This window comes from Macellibacteroides sp., assembly GCF_050251695.1.
GTDB classification, from domain to species: domain Bacteria; phylum Bacteroidota; class Bacteroidia; order Bacteroidales; family Tannerellaceae; genus Macellibacteroides; species Macellibacteroides fermentans.
The window spans coordinates 27,497-42,104 of sequence record NZ_JBFWMI010000020.1; the positions used below are offsets into that span (position 1 = coordinate 27,497).

The window sequence follows — 14,608 nt, forward strand, 5'->3', positions numbered from 1 at the left end:
TAGTGATTATCGGAGGGGGAGCAGCCGGATTAAGTATGGCTGCACGTTTGATGAACTGGCTGGATGAGCCGGATGTAACCTTGATCGATCCTAGCGAACTACAATATTATCAGCCTGGTTTTACACTTATTGCTTCGGGGGTATATAAGCCGGAGGATGTGTATAAGAAGCAGGAAGCCTGCATTCCGTCTGGTGTGAAGTGGATAAAGGATAGCGTTGCTGCCGTAGATCCGGTGAAGAACGAAATCAGAACCCAGACAAATGGCGTGGTTGCCTACGATTTTCTAGTGCTTACGCCCGGCTTGCAGATTAACTGGAACCTGGTGGAGGGTATGACGCAAGAAACACTGGGGCAGGGTAACGCACACTGTATATACGATTTTGAAGGGGCCAAACGTACCTGGGCTGCCTTGAAGGAGTTTGGCAAGAAGGGCGGACGCGGCATCTTTACCGATACCTACACCAAGCATAAATGCGGGGGGGCTCCCAAAAAGATCTGTTTGCTTACGGAACATTATACCCGCCAGCAAAATACGCGCGATAAGGTGAAGCTGGATTACTTTACAGCGGCACACGAATTGTACGATGTGAAATATTATACAACCCGCCTGGAGGAGATTTATAAAGAACGTAACGTAAGTATTACCTTGAATTATAGAGTGAAGGGTATCGATACCTCTGCAAAGAAGGTTTTCTTCAACAAGGTGGAAAAGGTTGAGAAAGAGTTGAAAGATGAGCAGACAGGCAAGTTAACCAAGGTGGAGGAGAAGATTGTAACGCCTTATACCGAGGATTACGACTTCCTGCATTTTACACCGCCTATGTCGGCTCCCGACTTTGTGCGCGACTCCGGATTGGGGTGGACCGAAGGTAAGTTGGCTGCCGAAGCCTGGGTGATGGTAGACAAAGAGACGCTGGTACACAAAACATATAATAATATTGTGAGTCTGGGTGATGTGGCTGGTATTCCTACCAGTAAGACATCGGCTGCGGTACGTATGCAGGTTCCGCTGGCTGCCAAGAATCTTATTTCGCTGATGGAAGGTAAAGAGCCGGTGGAGAAGTACGACGGATACGCGGCTTGCCCGATCATTACGGAGTATGGCAAGGTGCTGCTTTGCGAATTCGACTATGACAAGAATCCGAAACCAAGTGTTCCGTTCAACTTTATGGATATGTCGCAAGAGCAATGGCTGGCCTGGGTGCTGAAGGTTTATATCCTGAAGCCTATGTATTTTTATGGAATGCTAAACGGTTATGCCTGATTTATATGGCTGATTTTAGGTTAAAAGTATTTTTAAGCGTAGCGAGGAATCTTAGTTTTACGAAGGCTTCACAGGAGCTTTTTATCACTCAACCGGCTATTACGAAGCATATTCATGAGCTGGAGAGTGTCTATAAAACACGTCTGTTTGATCGTTTGGGCAATCGCATTGCCCTTACGAGGGCAGGCCTGCTGTTGCAGGAGCACAGCAAACGGATACTGGACGATTACAAGCGGCTGGATTACGAGATGCATCTGTTGCAGAACGAATGCTCGGGCGAGCTCCGCCTGGGGGCCAGTACCACCATTGCGCAGTATGTGCTGCCTCCTTTCCTGGCACGTTTTATAGAGAAGTTCCCGCAGGTTTCGTTGTCGTTGCTGAATGGTAATTCGCGCGATGTGGAGGGTGCCTTGCTGGAGCATCGTATTGACTTGGGACTGGTGGAGGGGATCATCCGCCAGCCCAATCTTAAATATACCACTTTCCTTAAAGACGAGCTGGTGGCGGTGGTGAGCACCCGCAGCAAACTGGTGAAGCACGACGAGATTACGGTGAAGGAGTTATGTGACGTACCCCTGGTTTTAAGGGAAAGGGGATCGGGTACGCTGGATGTGCTGGAGACTTCTCTGTTGAGCCATAACGTAAGATTATCGGATATGAATGTGCTGATGTACCTGGGTAGTACGGAAAGCATCAAGTTGTTTCTGGAGAATACGGATTGCATGGGGATTGTATCGGTACGGTCTATCGACCGCGAACTGGTTGCCGGGCAGTTTAAAGTGATAGAGATAAAGGATCTGGATATGGAGCGGGAGTTCTCTTTTGTGCGTCTGCAGGGCGAAGAGAGCGGTTTGTCGCAGGTGTTTATGCAGTTTGCCGAGCATTATAATAAAAACTTATAAGGCATTAAAAGATACGATTGGCGCGTTTGTTTTCGGTTGCTTACCTTTGCAGTCGTTAAATAGGTAGATATATGAATGCAATTGAAAATTTTCTGCAGTCTAAGAGGAAGGTTGTTTACGTGTTGTTACTGTTATTTTGTTTTTTACCCATGGTTACCCCGCCTGTGGCTCTCTTCACAGGGTTGGTTTTTGCGTTGGTCTGCGGGGAGGCTTTTCCTGGTTTTACTAAAAAATCGTCTAAATATTTGCTCCAGGTTTCGGTCGTGGGACTGGGATTTGGGATGAATCTGCACGAGTCGCTGGCTTCGGGCAGGGAGGGGATGGTGTTTACTGTTATTTCGGTGGTGGGAACGCTGCTGATCGGTTCGGTGCTGGCTCGGAAGCTGCAGGTGGACCGTAAGACGGGCTATCTGATCAGTTCGGGTACTGCCATTTGCGGCGGTAGCGCCATTGCGGCGGTGGGACCGGTAATCAAGGCGAACGACCACGAGATGTCTGTATCGTTGGGGGCGGTCTTTATCCTGAATGCTGTGGCGTTGTTCTTATTTCCGGTACTGGGGCATCTGCTGGAGCTTACACAACAGCAGTTTGGTATGTGGGCTGCCATTGCGATACACGATACAAGTTCGGTGGTGGGGGCCGGTGCCGCTTATGGCGACGAGGCTCTGAAGGTGGCTACCACCGTTAAGCTTACACGTGCTTTGTGGATTATCCCGGTGGCATTTGTTACGTCGTTTATTTTTAAAAGCAAATCGGACAAGGTGTATATGCCCTGGTTTATCTTCTTGTTTGTGCTTGCCATGCTTGCCAATACGTTTTTATCGTTACCCGCTTTGCTTACCGGTAGTATGGTTTGGTTGGCGCACAAAGGGCTTACGCTTACGTTGTTCTTTATCGGAGCCGGACTTTCACGGGGGGTGCTGCGCAGGGTAGGGATGCGTTCGCTGATGCATGCTGTATTGCTGTGGCTGGTTATCGGGGTGAGTTCGCTCGCCTACGTGTGGTTTTTCTGTTGATAGAAGAGGTGTAGTTTAGTTTTTTGAGACTTAAAAAACGGGAGATAAAGCATTCGCCTTGGCGATTCTTTGTCTCCCGTTGGTATTTTCGGAAGGTTATCCTTTCGTAGTTGTACGTTCATTAACGGTTTCTGCCGGCTCCGCCGGGAAGATTCCGCGAAACGGCACGTGTGTGTTGGTGAACTCCTCCCATAGGATGGGTAGGATGGTTATGCGGATCAATCACATGTGTCGCTTTTCTGCGTGCAGCTATTTCAATGACAGATTTGATTTGTTGGGTTCTGCTCTCTACAGCAGTCTTTATTCCTTCAATAATCTGCTTGCAATCAAGGCACATCCAATATTGGCTAAGATCTTTGTTATAACAAAGTTTCTTATGTTCGTGTGTACACTTTGCTTTCATAACAATGCATTGTTTGTATTTAGAAAACAACCTTGGGCCGGGGTTTGTTGACTGTATCCGACTTATTATTGTTAAACATTGCTGCTTTGTTTAAATTGCCTTCGGGCCATCCTCTGGTACACACAAGTAGTGCCGTATCAGCGCAGGGCGGGCAGCAGGTGTTTCCAGATAAGGTTTATCTCGGCCTGCATATCACCTATGTTGGCTGTGGTTACTATCACCGCGTCTTTCTCTGGTATCACGATGATGAATTGTCCGTTGGCTCCATCGGCGCGGAAGGCGTTGTTCCTGCATCGCCATACCTGGTATCCGTAGCCTTGGGTCCAGTCGCTATCCTTTACCTTGCCGTTGGCAGGGAACCATACGGGTGGTTGGGCGATGTGCGATTGGGTGGCCTCGTCGAACCAGGATTCGGGCAGGAGCTGCTTGCCGTTCCATTTTCCCTTCTGCAGCATGAATTGTCCCATCTTGGCCATGTCTTCGGTCTTGATGTAGAGTCCCCATCCTCCTGCATTTATGTTGGTGGGGCTGCTTTGCCATTCGGCTCCGGTGATGCCCAGCGGACGGAACAGGCGCGGGTAGAGGTAGTCCAGTACTTTTTGTCCGGTTACTTTCTGGATGATGGCCGACAGCATGTAGGTGCCTACGCTGTTGTATACGAACTTGGTGCCGGGTTTGTGTACTACGGGGGTGGCCAGGAATTTACGTTCCCAGCTTTGATCTTCTTTACGGATGTCGGAGGTCGGGTCGGTATCGTGACCGCAGCTCATGGTTAGCAGGTGTCTTATCTCCATTTCGGCCAGGTTAGGCGAAATCTCTGCGGGCAGGTCGTCCGGGAAGAAGGAGATTACCTTGTCGGTAACCTTGATACGGTTTTCGGCAACGGCAAATCCGATGGCGGTGGCTGTAAAGGTTTTGCTTACGGAGTTCAGGATGTGGTTCTTATTGGCTGCGTTGTCGCCCAACCAATGTTCGGCCACTACTTTTCCGTGACGCAGAACCATCACGCTGTGAAGGTCTTGTCCGCTTTCCTTAACCGCCTTCAGGTAGTTGGTGATGCCTTTAGGGTTTACCTTTTCGGCTTCGGGTGTGCTGCGGGGCAGTGCTTTGGTCAGCTCGTTGTAGCTGATCAGCTGTATTCCTTTGTCGCGGATTGCCTGTTTCACCTTGTTGCTGGTAAAGAGGTTGGTCACCCCCTGGCGGTCGGCCGCCACCTGCTCGTATCCTATATGGTGTACGGCTTTCATTTCGGCATCGTCCAGGGCGGGATGATCTACAAAGAGGTAGCTCTTGCCGGCTTCCAGTTTTTGAAGCATGCGGATAAAGCTCTCTTCTTTTTCGGCCGAAGTCTGACTTGGTCCGTCATACCGTACAGATTCAACCTTGGTACCGTATCCGGTGTCGGTAAGGTTGATGGGCAGGTTGTATTCGGCCGCCAGGCGTTCGGTAAGCTTCTGCACCTCCGGATCGAAGGCATTGGATAGCATGTGTCCGGAAAGGTGGCTGATATGAGGTATGTTTTTGAGTGCCAGTTCGATCTGTGCCCGGAATTCCTGTTCTATCTCGGCAAGGGTCCATTTGCTTTCCTTGATGGACAGGCCGGGGTAGTTGGGGTTGGGAAACATCATGGGAAGGAAGTAGCCGTTACTGTCTGTAAGCGACGGACAATGGGTGAGGGGACGCCATTTAATATTGTCCCATTCGCTGGTGATGGTAAGGTGCAGTCCCACGTCGATACCGGGGTTCTCTTTAAGAAGTTTGGCTGCTTCGGGAAACCAGGGGGCAACAGCCATCACCTCGATGGAGGTCTGGATTCCGTTTTTATAGCCTTCCATACAGGCCAGGTTACTGGACTGGAACGAGCCCATGTCGTCTGCTCTTACAATTAGCCGGGGATGTAGTGTCTGCGCCGGCAACGAAACACAAGCGGCACACACCATTAGTGTGCAGATTGCTTTTTTGAAGTGGTTTGTTTTCATATCGAGATTGTTCTAAAGAATGATTCATGTAAAACAGTTCTGTGTACTTGTATGCTGCAAAAGGCACAGAACTTACAAAAGTATCTTTTTTATTTTAAATGTGGAGTGATAAATTAATAAAATGAGGGGAATCTTTGCCTGGCATTCTTTTTTAATTTTAAAGGATGTGGGTGAATTGTTATGTTATTTGTATACCTTTGTAGAGCGCCCGGCTCACTTTTATGATGCTGGGTGGCATGAATATGTAATAACCTAGCTGACTAATTTTTATGTTGAATGTAGATTTAAATACGAGACGGGATTTTATCCGGTTTCAACGGGATGAATTGACTTCGTCTCTTGTTTACGCTAAACTGGCGTCTATAGAGAAGGATGAACAGAATAAAAAGGTGCTTAACGCTATATCGTTCGAGGAGTTGGAGCACTGCGAGGTGTTGATGAAGTATACGGGTATTATTCCTTCGCCTTACAGCTGGAAGGTGATTTTTTATTATGTGCTGGCCCGGATATTCGGACTCACATTTGCAATCAAGCTGATGGAAAACGGCGAATCGGAGGCGCAGGATATGTATGCCCGCTATAAGGATTTCCCCGAGGTGGTGGCCCTGGGCCAGGAGGAGGAGAAGCACGAAGAGCAGCTGATTGCGATGATAAACGAGGAGCGCCTTTCTTATATGGGTTCTGTTGTACTGGGACTGAATGATGCGCTTGTGGAGTTTACCGGTGCGTTGGCTGGTTTCACCCTTGCCCTGAACGACTCGAAGCTGATCGCTCTTACGGGAAGTATCACCGGAATTGCTGCGGCTTTGTCTATGGCCTCGTCCGAATATCTTTCTACCAAGTCCGACGGAGACGGTGAGAAGCACCCCGTAAAAGCGGCTGTTTATACAGGTTTTGCCTACATTGTGACGGTGTTTGCCCTGATTCTTCCGTTTATATTGATAAGCAATGTGCTGGCGGCTTTAGGCCTGATGCTTGTTGCTGCACTGATTATTATCGGGTTGTTCAATTACTATTACGCGGTTGCCAAGAGCGAAAGTTTTAAGAAGCGGTTTGTGGAAATGGCTGTTTTGAGCTTTTCGGTAGCTACGGTGAGCTTCCTGATTGGCTACGCACTCAAATATTTTACCGGAATAGAGGCGTGATAAAATATAAAAGGCTGCCCCTCTTTACGATAGGGCAGCCTTTTTTGTATGGTACTGACAGCTGGCTTATTGGGCGGTAAGCTCCAATACGTGGCTGGTGGTGTGTCTGGTCGACAGTAACGGCAGACCAACCTTCATGAGGTAATCGCCGGAGTATACTTTCCCATTGGCTGCGGAAACCGGTTTGCTGTCCTGAAGCAGGTTGATCTCTTCAACTTTGTAACGCTTGGCCGGGTCGAGGCCCTCTAACCGTACCGGCTGAGTGATTTCGCCGTAACGGGGATGGATATCGTAGGTAAATAAGATAGCCTTGTTTTTATCTTTGGCATTGTACATAACAGCTGCGTGGTCGCTTTCGTAGGGTGAAACCAGTCTGTATTGATCGCCGTCCAGTATAACGGGTTGCAGGCGTTTGAAGTTCTTTACCACATCCTGACAAAGAATCTGTTCCTTTTCATTCATTTCGTGCAGCTGGATATCGAAGCCCAGTTTGCACATCATGGCTACATCCAGACGAAACTTGAGCGGTTGTTTTCCCCAGGAGGTAACGTGGGCTGCAATGCTTTTGGATGGGAAGAAGTGGGAGAATCCCCATTGGATAAAGATTCGCTCCACTCCGTCGGTGTTGTCGCTTGCCCAGAATTCGGTGAAGTACTTCAATGCTTCGTAGTCGCAACGTGCACCTCCGCCGGAACACAGCATCATCGGAAGGGTAGGATATTTATCCTTCACCCGTTTAAGTACCTTGTACAGTCCGCGTACATGTTCGATGTAGAGATGCGACTGCTTGTCTTTGAGGTAGGCCGAATAGACGTTGGTAATGGGGCTGTTGCAGTCCCATTTAAAGTATGCGATGCCCGGATAGCTGGTCATCAGTTTGTCTACAATACCGAACACATAGTCCTGCACTTCGGGATTACTGAGGTCCAGTACCAGCTGGTTACGGAAGTAATAGGTTTCTCTGTTGGGCAGATGGATGGCCCAGTCGGGATGCTTCTCAAACAGCTCGCTCTTGGGGTTCACCATTTCGGGTTCGATCCAGAGTCCGAATTTCACGCCTTGTGCATTGGCCTCTTTTACAAGGTGCCCGATGCCGTTGGGAAGCTTCTCTTTTATCTCGGTCCAGTCGCCCAATCCCTGGGTGTCGCTGTTGCGCGGATACTTGGTGCCAAACCAACCGTCGTCCAGTAAGAACATATCTACTCCCAGGTGTTTGGCCTCTTTAAACAGGTTGCCCAATTTAGTTTCGTCGAAATCGAAATAGGTGGCTTCCCAATTGTTGAGCAACGACATACGCGATCCTTCTCCGTCTTTAAGCTGGTACTTACGGGCCCAGGAATGGAAATCGCGGCTGGCCTTTCCTTTTCCTTCGGTGCTGTAGGTGAATATAAACTCGGGGGTGGCAAATACCTCGCCGGGTTTAAGGGTATATTCGGATGCGTAGGGGTTGATACCCGAGAGGATACGAAGTTTATTATGATTGTCTACCTCGAAGGTGAAACGGAAATTGCCTGTCCACGCCAATGTCCCGAAAAGAACATCGCCGCTGTTTTCTTTTGCTTTGTCGTTGAGCGATATTAAAAAGAAGGGCGAGCAAAGCATGCCGGCACGGCTTCCGAGTTTGGTATCTACCATTTTTTTACCGAAAGAAAGCTCCTGTTCGGTCATGTTGACTTCGTGAGCCCATTCGCCGCTGAATTCGGTCATGTAGTATTTGGATGCCTGCATGCTGAGCAGGGAGGAGGCATATTGGTAGAGGGTGACCGGCTTCTTTTCGTTGTGTCTGATTTCGGTACGTTCTTTGATGATATTCTCCTTGGCAAAAGCCGTGAAGTAGAGGGTAACCTCTACGGGATAGACTTCGTCTTTCAGCAGGATGGATGTTTCTGTAACGCCCGGCTCTACAATGCGGGTGTTGTGAGATACATACTTGAGCAACAAAGAGGGGTTGCCGTCGTTGTGCAGGATACGTATGGCAGGCTCGAAGTAATCTTCCATGCCATGGGTTAGGTAGGCTTCGATACCCTGCGGAAGGTAAGCCAGATCGGATGCATCGCCAAGTGCTTGTCCCAGATAGGATTGATATAACCGGCCGTTGTCGCCTACCTTGAAGATGAGATTTGTCTGATCTGTCCGAATTGAAATAAATTTGCTTTCTGCGGCCTGCAGCTGCAGTAAACCGGCAAAGATCAGGATGGATAATAGAACCAATGTTCGTTTCATAATAGAGTTAAATTTGTGTGTGTTAACAAGTAAGTGTTTGTAGACACTTATTATTTTTCAGGCGACAAATGTAATTATTATTCTTCTAACTGTTTATCTACATAGTCGGAATTCATGATACGTAATATTCCCATATAATCGAGTCTGAACTCGATACTGTCTCCCACACACAGGTTTTGGGCATTGCTGCCTATATCTACCACAATCATATCCGAGCTGGCTCCCACAATATGCATGGAGGAATCTACCGGGTAGATATGCCCGTCTTCCACATCAAGAAGTCCCACGTCTACGATGGCCCTGAAGGATACTTTGCCGGTAAGTGCCTCGTCGAATGAGGCGGTCTGCCCCGTAAGGTTATGCCCCAGTTCGCCGGTGGGAACTACCGGTTTTTCGTTCAGCTCAATTATTTCGGCAAATAATTTGAATACATCGTTGTGCATATGTTCGTAAGGCTGACTGTAATACACATCCGTACCCAGGTAGAGGGTTTCGCCTACACGGAAGTGATTGATGCCATTGGGGAGAATCCCTTTCAGAATTAAGGGGATGGTTACCGATGCCCCTCCCGAGATATAGGGGATCTGTTTGTTGAACTTTGCCTCCACCAACTGTTTATACAGGCAGAGTTGGATGAGTTTATCTTCGTTAGGCAGCACTCCGTACATACAGGTGAGATTTGTGCCGATACCGATCACCTCGATGTTGGGCAGTTCGAATACGTTGGAGTAGAATTCGATGAAGTTATCGCGCAGAACGCCTTCGCGCAGTTCGCCCAGCTCGATCATGATAACAATGCGATGTTTCTTATTTTGGTTAACGGCTGCTTTGGACAGTAGCCGGATGGTTTCGAGTTCGGTATTGAAGCTGATGTCGGCATATTGAACTACCCGCGCAGCGTTTCGTTTGGCCGCAGGTTTAATGAATACAGTTTCTATCTGTGGGGCGATGGATTTAATGATACGCAGGTTGCTGATGCGGCTGTCGCACACTTGCCTGATACCCAGACTGAGTACCTTTTCGAGGTATTTTCTGTTTCCGCAAAGCATCTTTACGACTATTCCCCATTCGATATTATGTTGTTTGAATAAACGGTCCAGGTAATCGTAATTCTCCTTCAGCTTGTGTGTATTTAATGTTATATATGCCATCGCGGATTATTTTATCAGTCTCATTTCAAGATATTTATTTTCGAAACCAAGTCTTTCGTATAATTTACGTGCGGGATTGTCCGGGTCTACATGCAAGGCGATACCTCCCTCGGATAATTCGATTGCCTTTTGCATGAGCTGCTTTCCCAATCCTTTGCCACGGTAGGCCTGATGGGTGGCGATGTAAACAAGGATATTCTCCGGAATATAGCTTTCCATTCCGGTTTTGTTCACCACCACGGCTCCGGTCATGGCCTCCTGATCCCACGAGGTGATTAGAAATCCACCGGGTTTATTGTCGGCCTTCAAAGCATAGCGGATGGCTTTGAGAATATGTTCTTTGGGATCGCCGTATGGCCCGAGCTGCTTAAAAAGGAAATCGGCAATCGCCTCTTGAAGTTCGTTTGAAGGTGGATTTTGGCTGGAGAATGTTGTTATCATATGCATTCAATTTTTAGTGATTTTTGGAAGGATTGGTTGGAATCTCAAATGGAAAATGAAACGTCCATCTTCAAAGATAGGTAAAAAAGAGAAAAAAGGCTGACTGTTTTAGTCTGTTTTTTAGTTAAAATGTTGAAAATAAGCTGAAGTCAATGCTTATATATGGTGATTTGGTGTGGTTTGAAGGGTGGTTTGGATAAGGAAAGTGCCGGTTATTTATACCGGAATAAAGTTCCTTAAATAGGATTCGATACAATAAAAAAGGGATTATTCAGAATAATAACCCCATTCTAGTAAAATGTTTTTACCTAATTGCTCCATGCAATTTTTAATAAACTTTTTCATGTTAGTCCTAATTTATATATTTTATAAATATGTTGTACAACATATTTGAGTGCAAATTTACACCTTTATTTGAATGTGCAAACCTATTAAAGGTAAAAATACAGGGGGGAATGTTTAAAAATAGCTAACAATGTATGTAGGGGTTATTTTATTTGTCCTTTCAGTATCCATATATAAACCGGAAGTCTGATTTATATATAATAATAAACCCGGTGTGATTTGTTTCATGCAGTTTTCTATCTTTGCAAATAAGTAAAAAAATACGTTTATGGAAAAATCTGATGGAATAGTTCGATGCGGTTGGTGCGGTACAGATTTTTTGTATACAACCTACCACGATCAGGAATGGGGGCGTGAGGTGAACGACGACCCTACAATGTTTGAATTCCTTGTACTGGAAAGCTCGCAGGCGGGGTTGAGCTGGATTACCATCTTACGTCGCAGAGAGAATTACAGAAGGGCTTTTGCGGATTTCGACGTACACAAAGTGGCCGGATTTACAGAAGAGGATGTGGAGCGTTTGATGCAGGACCAGGGTATAATTCGTAACAGACGGAAGATTGAGTCGACCATCTCCAATGCACGTTGCTTTATAAAGGTGCAGGAAGAGTTCGGATCCTTTTGTGCTTATCTGCGCTCTTTTTTGCCTGGCGGTGAGCGCATTGTTAACCATTGGAGCAGTTTTTCTGATGTTCCGGCATCAACGGATTTGTCCGATCGCATCAGTAAAGATATGAAGAAGAGAGGTTTTAAATTCTTCGGAACCACTATCTGTTATGCGCATTTACAGGCGGTTGGGTATGTGAATGATCACCTGGTGTCTTGTAGTTTCAGGTAGAACCGGTCGTTGAAATACTGTTTGTATTCACTAGTGTCCCCATAAAATTCTAAATAGACCTTTTATGCAATTTAATATAAGCTGATTATGGGAAATCTAAAAGTAAACAGACTTATGGGACACTATTGGATTGTATTACCAAAGAAGAATAGGGCGGCAGGATTTCACCGCCGCCCTATTCTTTTGGAATTTCAGGGACTATCCATATTAATTCCTTTATCAAAGATATAAATAACTACAAACTTTATGTCTTGTAGTCTTCATTAACACAATGTTATGGACAGTATCGAAATCTTATGGACAATGTCGGATTTTTCTGGACAGAAGTCGGATTATTATCTGTTTCTTAAGAATTGCAGCGCCTTTTCCATGTCTTCGGGTGTATCGATGCCGATGGTTTCCTGCTGGGTGATGCCTACCTTAATCTTGAATCCGTTTTCGAGCCAGCGGAGTTGTTCCAGACTTTCGGCTATCTCCAGCGGAGATTGAGGTAGACGGGTGATGGCTGCCAGGGCATCAGCACGGTAGGCGTAAAGTCCGATGTGCTTAAAGTAAGTATGGCTGGCAATCCATTCCTGTTGCTCTTTGCCGCGCAGGTACGGAATGATGGACCGGCTAAAGTACAGGGCTTCCTGGTTCTTGTTAAGTACAACCTTGGGACTGTTTACGTTGCTTAATGCCTCGAAGGAATCGTTGCCCTGGAATGGTTTCACAAGGGTTGCTATGTCGATGGAGTCGTTGTCGAAGCATGACTTCAAGCTTTCTATCTGTGCGGGCTGGATAAACGGTTCGTCACCTTGAATGTTTATTATCACATCGTAACCTGCACCTACAAGTGTGTACGCCTCGTGACAACGGTCGGTGCCGCTGCGGTGCTCGGTGGAAGTCATCACCACGTTCCCTCCAAAAGCCTTTACTGCAGCTTCGATGCGTGTATCGTCTGTTGCCACCCATACCGCATCAAGTACCTCTTTTACCTGTTCGTATACCCGTTGAATCATAGGTTTGCCATCCATCTGAGCCAGGGGTTTGCCCGGAAAGCGGGTAGATGCATACCGTGCGGGAATAATTCCAATGAATTTCATATATTTCTGTATTTTGTTATTTACTGTTTTAGGATCCAACAATTTCTCCTTCGCTTAATTTAACCATCTTATCCCGTTCGCCAACAATCCAGACAATGTCTCCTTCTTCAAGGATGGTGTCTGGAGAGGGGTTCATCACGGAAGATACACCCCGTTCGATACCGATAACCAGACAGGCTGCGTTATCGCGGATACCCGACTGGCGTATGGACAGTCCGATTAGTTTGGAGCCAGCACTAATTACAAACTGTTCCATGCTAACCTCCTTCACCTCTTCTTTCTGCAGCACGGATTGATTCTGTCTGTATCGTTCTTCTGTGTATTGCAGGAAAGACTCAAGCTCTTTGTCGGTGCCTACCACAATTAATTTGTCGAAAGGGTATAGCCTCTCGTCGCCACCGGGTATGTTGATACGTTGTTCGCCCCGGATGATAGTTACCACATTCACCCCGCATTTCTGTCGGAAATTAAGCTCCTTCAGTGTTTTGCCAACACTGGGGGAGGCCTGTCTGATCTCGAAATCGGCTAAGTGGAGGTCGCGGGCCAGCAAGTGGTTCGCAAAGTGCTGCTTGATGGGTGAACGCCTTTCCATCTCTTCCTGACGGGCGGCCAGGTTCCGGAAGAAGTGTCGTTCTATCTGTATGGAATGCTTTTTAAGCCGTTTGGATAAAATGAATATCAGGATGGAGGCCGCAGCAATGGCGACAACCAATCCGAATGTGATATTGAGAAGCTTGATGATGGGTATCATAACGATCCCGATGCAGAGTATGATGCGTAAAACAATAAGGGATACCAACGATCCGCGGTTGTATTTACTGTCTTGCCAAAGTTCCTGAAACTCTTCGGAATGATTCTTTTTCATCATGATGGCTCTGAGCAGCGGCGAAATGATAAGCAGAATAAGGACCAGGGAGATGATCTCTCCGAAAATGCCCTGTGTACTCCTGATAATGAGGGGGGCTACAAAGCGCAGCCACAGCAGGATCAGTACTACCGATACGGCAGAATACATCACAACGATTCGCATCAGGGCTTTCAGCAGCTTGTTCCACGTACTTTTCTGTTTGATTGTTGATCCCCCGGATGAGTATCGGTCGAAAAAGCGCCTCCACGATTTAGGCATATGCTTGTCGGCATACACATAGGCGGGTTCCGACAGCCGTATCATATAGGGTGTGAGGAATGTAGTTATCACGGATACCGCTACAACGATGGGGTAGAGGAAGTTGTCTGTTACCTTGAGCGACAATCCCAACGATGCGATGATAAAGGCAAACTCGCCGATCTGCGCCAAAGCAAATCCCGATTGAATGGCTATTTTAAGCGGCTGACCGGATAAGAGTATGCCAAATCCGGAGAAAAGAATCTGACCAAGTATTACTGCCAGTGTGATGAAGAGGATAGGTAGCTTGTATTGCCAGAGCAGTTCGGGTTCGATTAGCATCCCCACGGATACGAAGAAGATGGCCCCGAACAGATTTTTAACCGGCTTAACAACGTGCTCGATGCGTTCTGCCTCGATGGTTTCGGCAAGTATGGAGCCCATGACGAAGGCTCCCAGGGCCGATGAGAATCCCGATTTAGTTGCAAGGATTACCATCCCCAGACATAAGCCTACACTAACAATCAGCAGGGTTTCGTCGTTGAGGAATCTTTTGGCAACACGTAAGAATGTAGGCAGTATATAAATACCCGTTACAAAGCTGAAGAGTAAAAATACACCCAGTTTAACCACACTATCCAGCATATCCATCCCTTCTACATGCTTGCTTACGGCCAGGGTGGACAACAAGACCATGAGTAAAACGGCAA

Annotated in this window: 12 protein-coding genes; 5 read left to right on the plus strand and 7 right to left on the minus strand. The window is 47.1% G+C overall.

The features are described 5' to 3' along the window. From AB7E53_RS04935 to AB7E53_RS04945, 3 genes are all read left to right on the plus strand, one after another. Positions 1-1,265: NAD(P)/FAD-dependent oxidoreductase (locus AB7E53_RS04935; RefSeq protein WP_446774504.1), on the plus strand; the 1,265-nt coding region annotated here is incomplete at its 5' end. A 5-nt stretch (positions 1,266-1,270) separates the two neighbouring features. Beyond that, positions 1,271-2,167: a LysR family transcriptional regulator gene (locus AB7E53_RS04940; protein WP_068180317.1), complete on the plus strand. Its 897-nt coding sequence runs from the start codon at positions 1,271-1,273 to the stop codon at positions 2,165-2,167. A 71-nt stretch (positions 2,168-2,238) separates the two neighbouring features. Next, positions 2,239-3,183: a YeiH family protein gene (locus AB7E53_RS04945; RefSeq protein ID WP_446774506.1), complete on the plus strand. Its 945-nt coding sequence runs from the start codon at positions 2,239-2,241 to the stop codon at positions 3,181-3,183. 121 nt (positions 3,184-3,304) lie between these two features. On the opposite strand, the gene AB7E53_RS04950 is transcribed toward AB7E53_RS04945, so the two are convergent. Together AB7E53_RS04950 and AB7E53_RS04955 are read right to left on the minus strand one after the other, a co-directional pair. Next, positions 3,305-3,586: a hypothetical protein gene (locus AB7E53_RS04950; protein ID WP_179398459.1), complete on the minus strand. Its 282-nt coding sequence runs from the start codon at positions 3,584-3,586 to the stop codon at positions 3,305-3,307. A gap of 137 nt (positions 3,587-3,723) precedes the next feature. Beyond that, on the minus strand, positions 3,724-5,565 hold the full coding sequence (locus AB7E53_RS04955; RefSeq protein ID WP_446774508.1) for a ChbG/HpnK family deacetylase: 1,842 nt from the start codon (positions 5,563-5,565) through the stop codon (positions 3,724-3,726). Between the two features lie 269 nt (positions 5,566-5,834). On the opposite strand from AB7E53_RS04955, the gene AB7E53_RS04960 reads away from it, so the two are divergent. After that, complete coding sequence (locus AB7E53_RS04960; RefSeq protein WP_068180307.1) at positions 5,835-6,710, plus strand: VIT1/CCC1 transporter family protein; 876 nt, start codon at positions 5,835-5,837, stop codon at positions 6,708-6,710. 66 nt (positions 6,711-6,776) lie between these two features. Here AB7E53_RS04960 and AB7E53_RS04965 read toward each other — a convergent pair whose 3' ends face one another. The 3 genes from AB7E53_RS04965 to AB7E53_RS04975 form a co-directional block, all read right to left on the minus strand. After that, entirely contained in the window at positions 6,777-8,933 is a 2,157-nt protein-coding gene (locus AB7E53_RS04965) for an alpha-galactosidase (protein ID WP_446771558.1), read from the minus strand. Positions 8,934-9,010: 77 nt separating this feature from the next. Further along, positions 9,011-10,084: an alanine racemase gene (locus tag AB7E53_RS04970; protein WP_179398455.1), complete on the minus strand. Its 1,074-nt coding sequence runs from the start codon at positions 10,082-10,084 to the stop codon at positions 9,011-9,013. 6 nt (positions 10,085-10,090) lie between these two features. Next, positions 10,091-10,525, minus strand: a complete 435-nt coding sequence (locus tag AB7E53_RS04975; RefSeq protein WP_218858855.1) for a GNAT family N-acetyltransferase — start codon at positions 10,523-10,525, stop codon at positions 10,091-10,093. A gap of 613 nt (positions 10,526-11,138) precedes the next feature. Here AB7E53_RS04975 and AB7E53_RS04980 point away from each other — a divergent pair. Further along, positions 11,139-11,708 carry a DNA-3-methyladenine glycosylase I gene (locus AB7E53_RS04980; protein WP_446774510.1) on the plus strand — a complete coding sequence of 190 codons (570 nt, stop codon included), beginning with the start codon at positions 11,139-11,141 and terminating at the stop codon, positions 11,706-11,708. Positions 11,709-12,043: 335 nt separating this feature from the next. Here AB7E53_RS04980 and kdsB read toward each other — a convergent pair whose 3' ends face one another. Together kdsB and AB7E53_RS04990 are read right to left on the minus strand one after the other, a co-directional pair. Beyond that, positions 12,044-12,793 carry a 3-deoxy-manno-octulosonate cytidylyltransferase gene (gene kdsB, locus AB7E53_RS04985; protein WP_446774512.1) on the minus strand — a complete coding sequence of 250 codons (750 nt, stop codon included), beginning with the start codon at positions 12,791-12,793 and terminating at the stop codon, positions 12,044-12,046. 28 nt (positions 12,794-12,821) lie between these two features. Further along, positions 12,822-14,608: TrkA C-terminal domain-containing protein (locus tag AB7E53_RS04990; RefSeq protein ID WP_446774514.1), on the minus strand; the 1,787-nt coding region annotated here is incomplete at its 5' end.

Coding starts and splice junctions, on each gene's coding strand:
- AB7E53_RS04940 (WP_068180317.1), top strand. CDS start 1,271: ATGGCTGATTTTAGGTTAAAAGTATTTTTAAGCGTAGCGAGGAATCTT.
- AB7E53_RS04945 (WP_446774506.1), top strand. CDS start 2,239: ATGAATGCAATTGAAAATTTTCTGCAGTCTAAGAGGAAGGTTGTTTAC.
- AB7E53_RS04950 (WP_179398459.1), bottom strand. CDS start 3,586: ATGAAAGCAAAGTGTACACACGAACATAAGAAACTTTGTTATAACAAA.
- AB7E53_RS04955 (WP_446774508.1), bottom strand. CDS start 5,565: ATGAAAACAAACCACTTCAAAAAAGCAATCTGCACACTAATGGTGTGT.
- AB7E53_RS04960 (WP_068180307.1), top strand. CDS start 5,835: ATGTTGAATGTAGATTTAAATACGAGACGGGATTTTATCCGGTTTCAA.
- AB7E53_RS04965 (WP_446771558.1), bottom strand. CDS start 8,933: ATGAAACGAACATTGGTTCTATTATCCATCCTGATCTTTGCCGGTTTA.
- AB7E53_RS04970 (WP_179398455.1), bottom strand. CDS start 10,084: ATGGCATATATAACATTAAATACACACAAGCTGAAGGAGAATTACGAT.
- AB7E53_RS04975 (WP_218858855.1), bottom strand. CDS start 10,525: ATGATAACAACATTCTCCAGCCAAAATCCACCTTCAAACGAACTTCAA.
- AB7E53_RS04980 (WP_446774510.1), top strand. CDS start 11,139: ATGGAAAAATCTGATGGAATAGTTCGATGCGGTTGGTGCGGTACAGAT.
- kdsB (WP_446774512.1), bottom strand. CDS start 12,793: ATGAAATTCATTGGAATTATTCCCGCACGGTATGCATCTACCCGCTTT.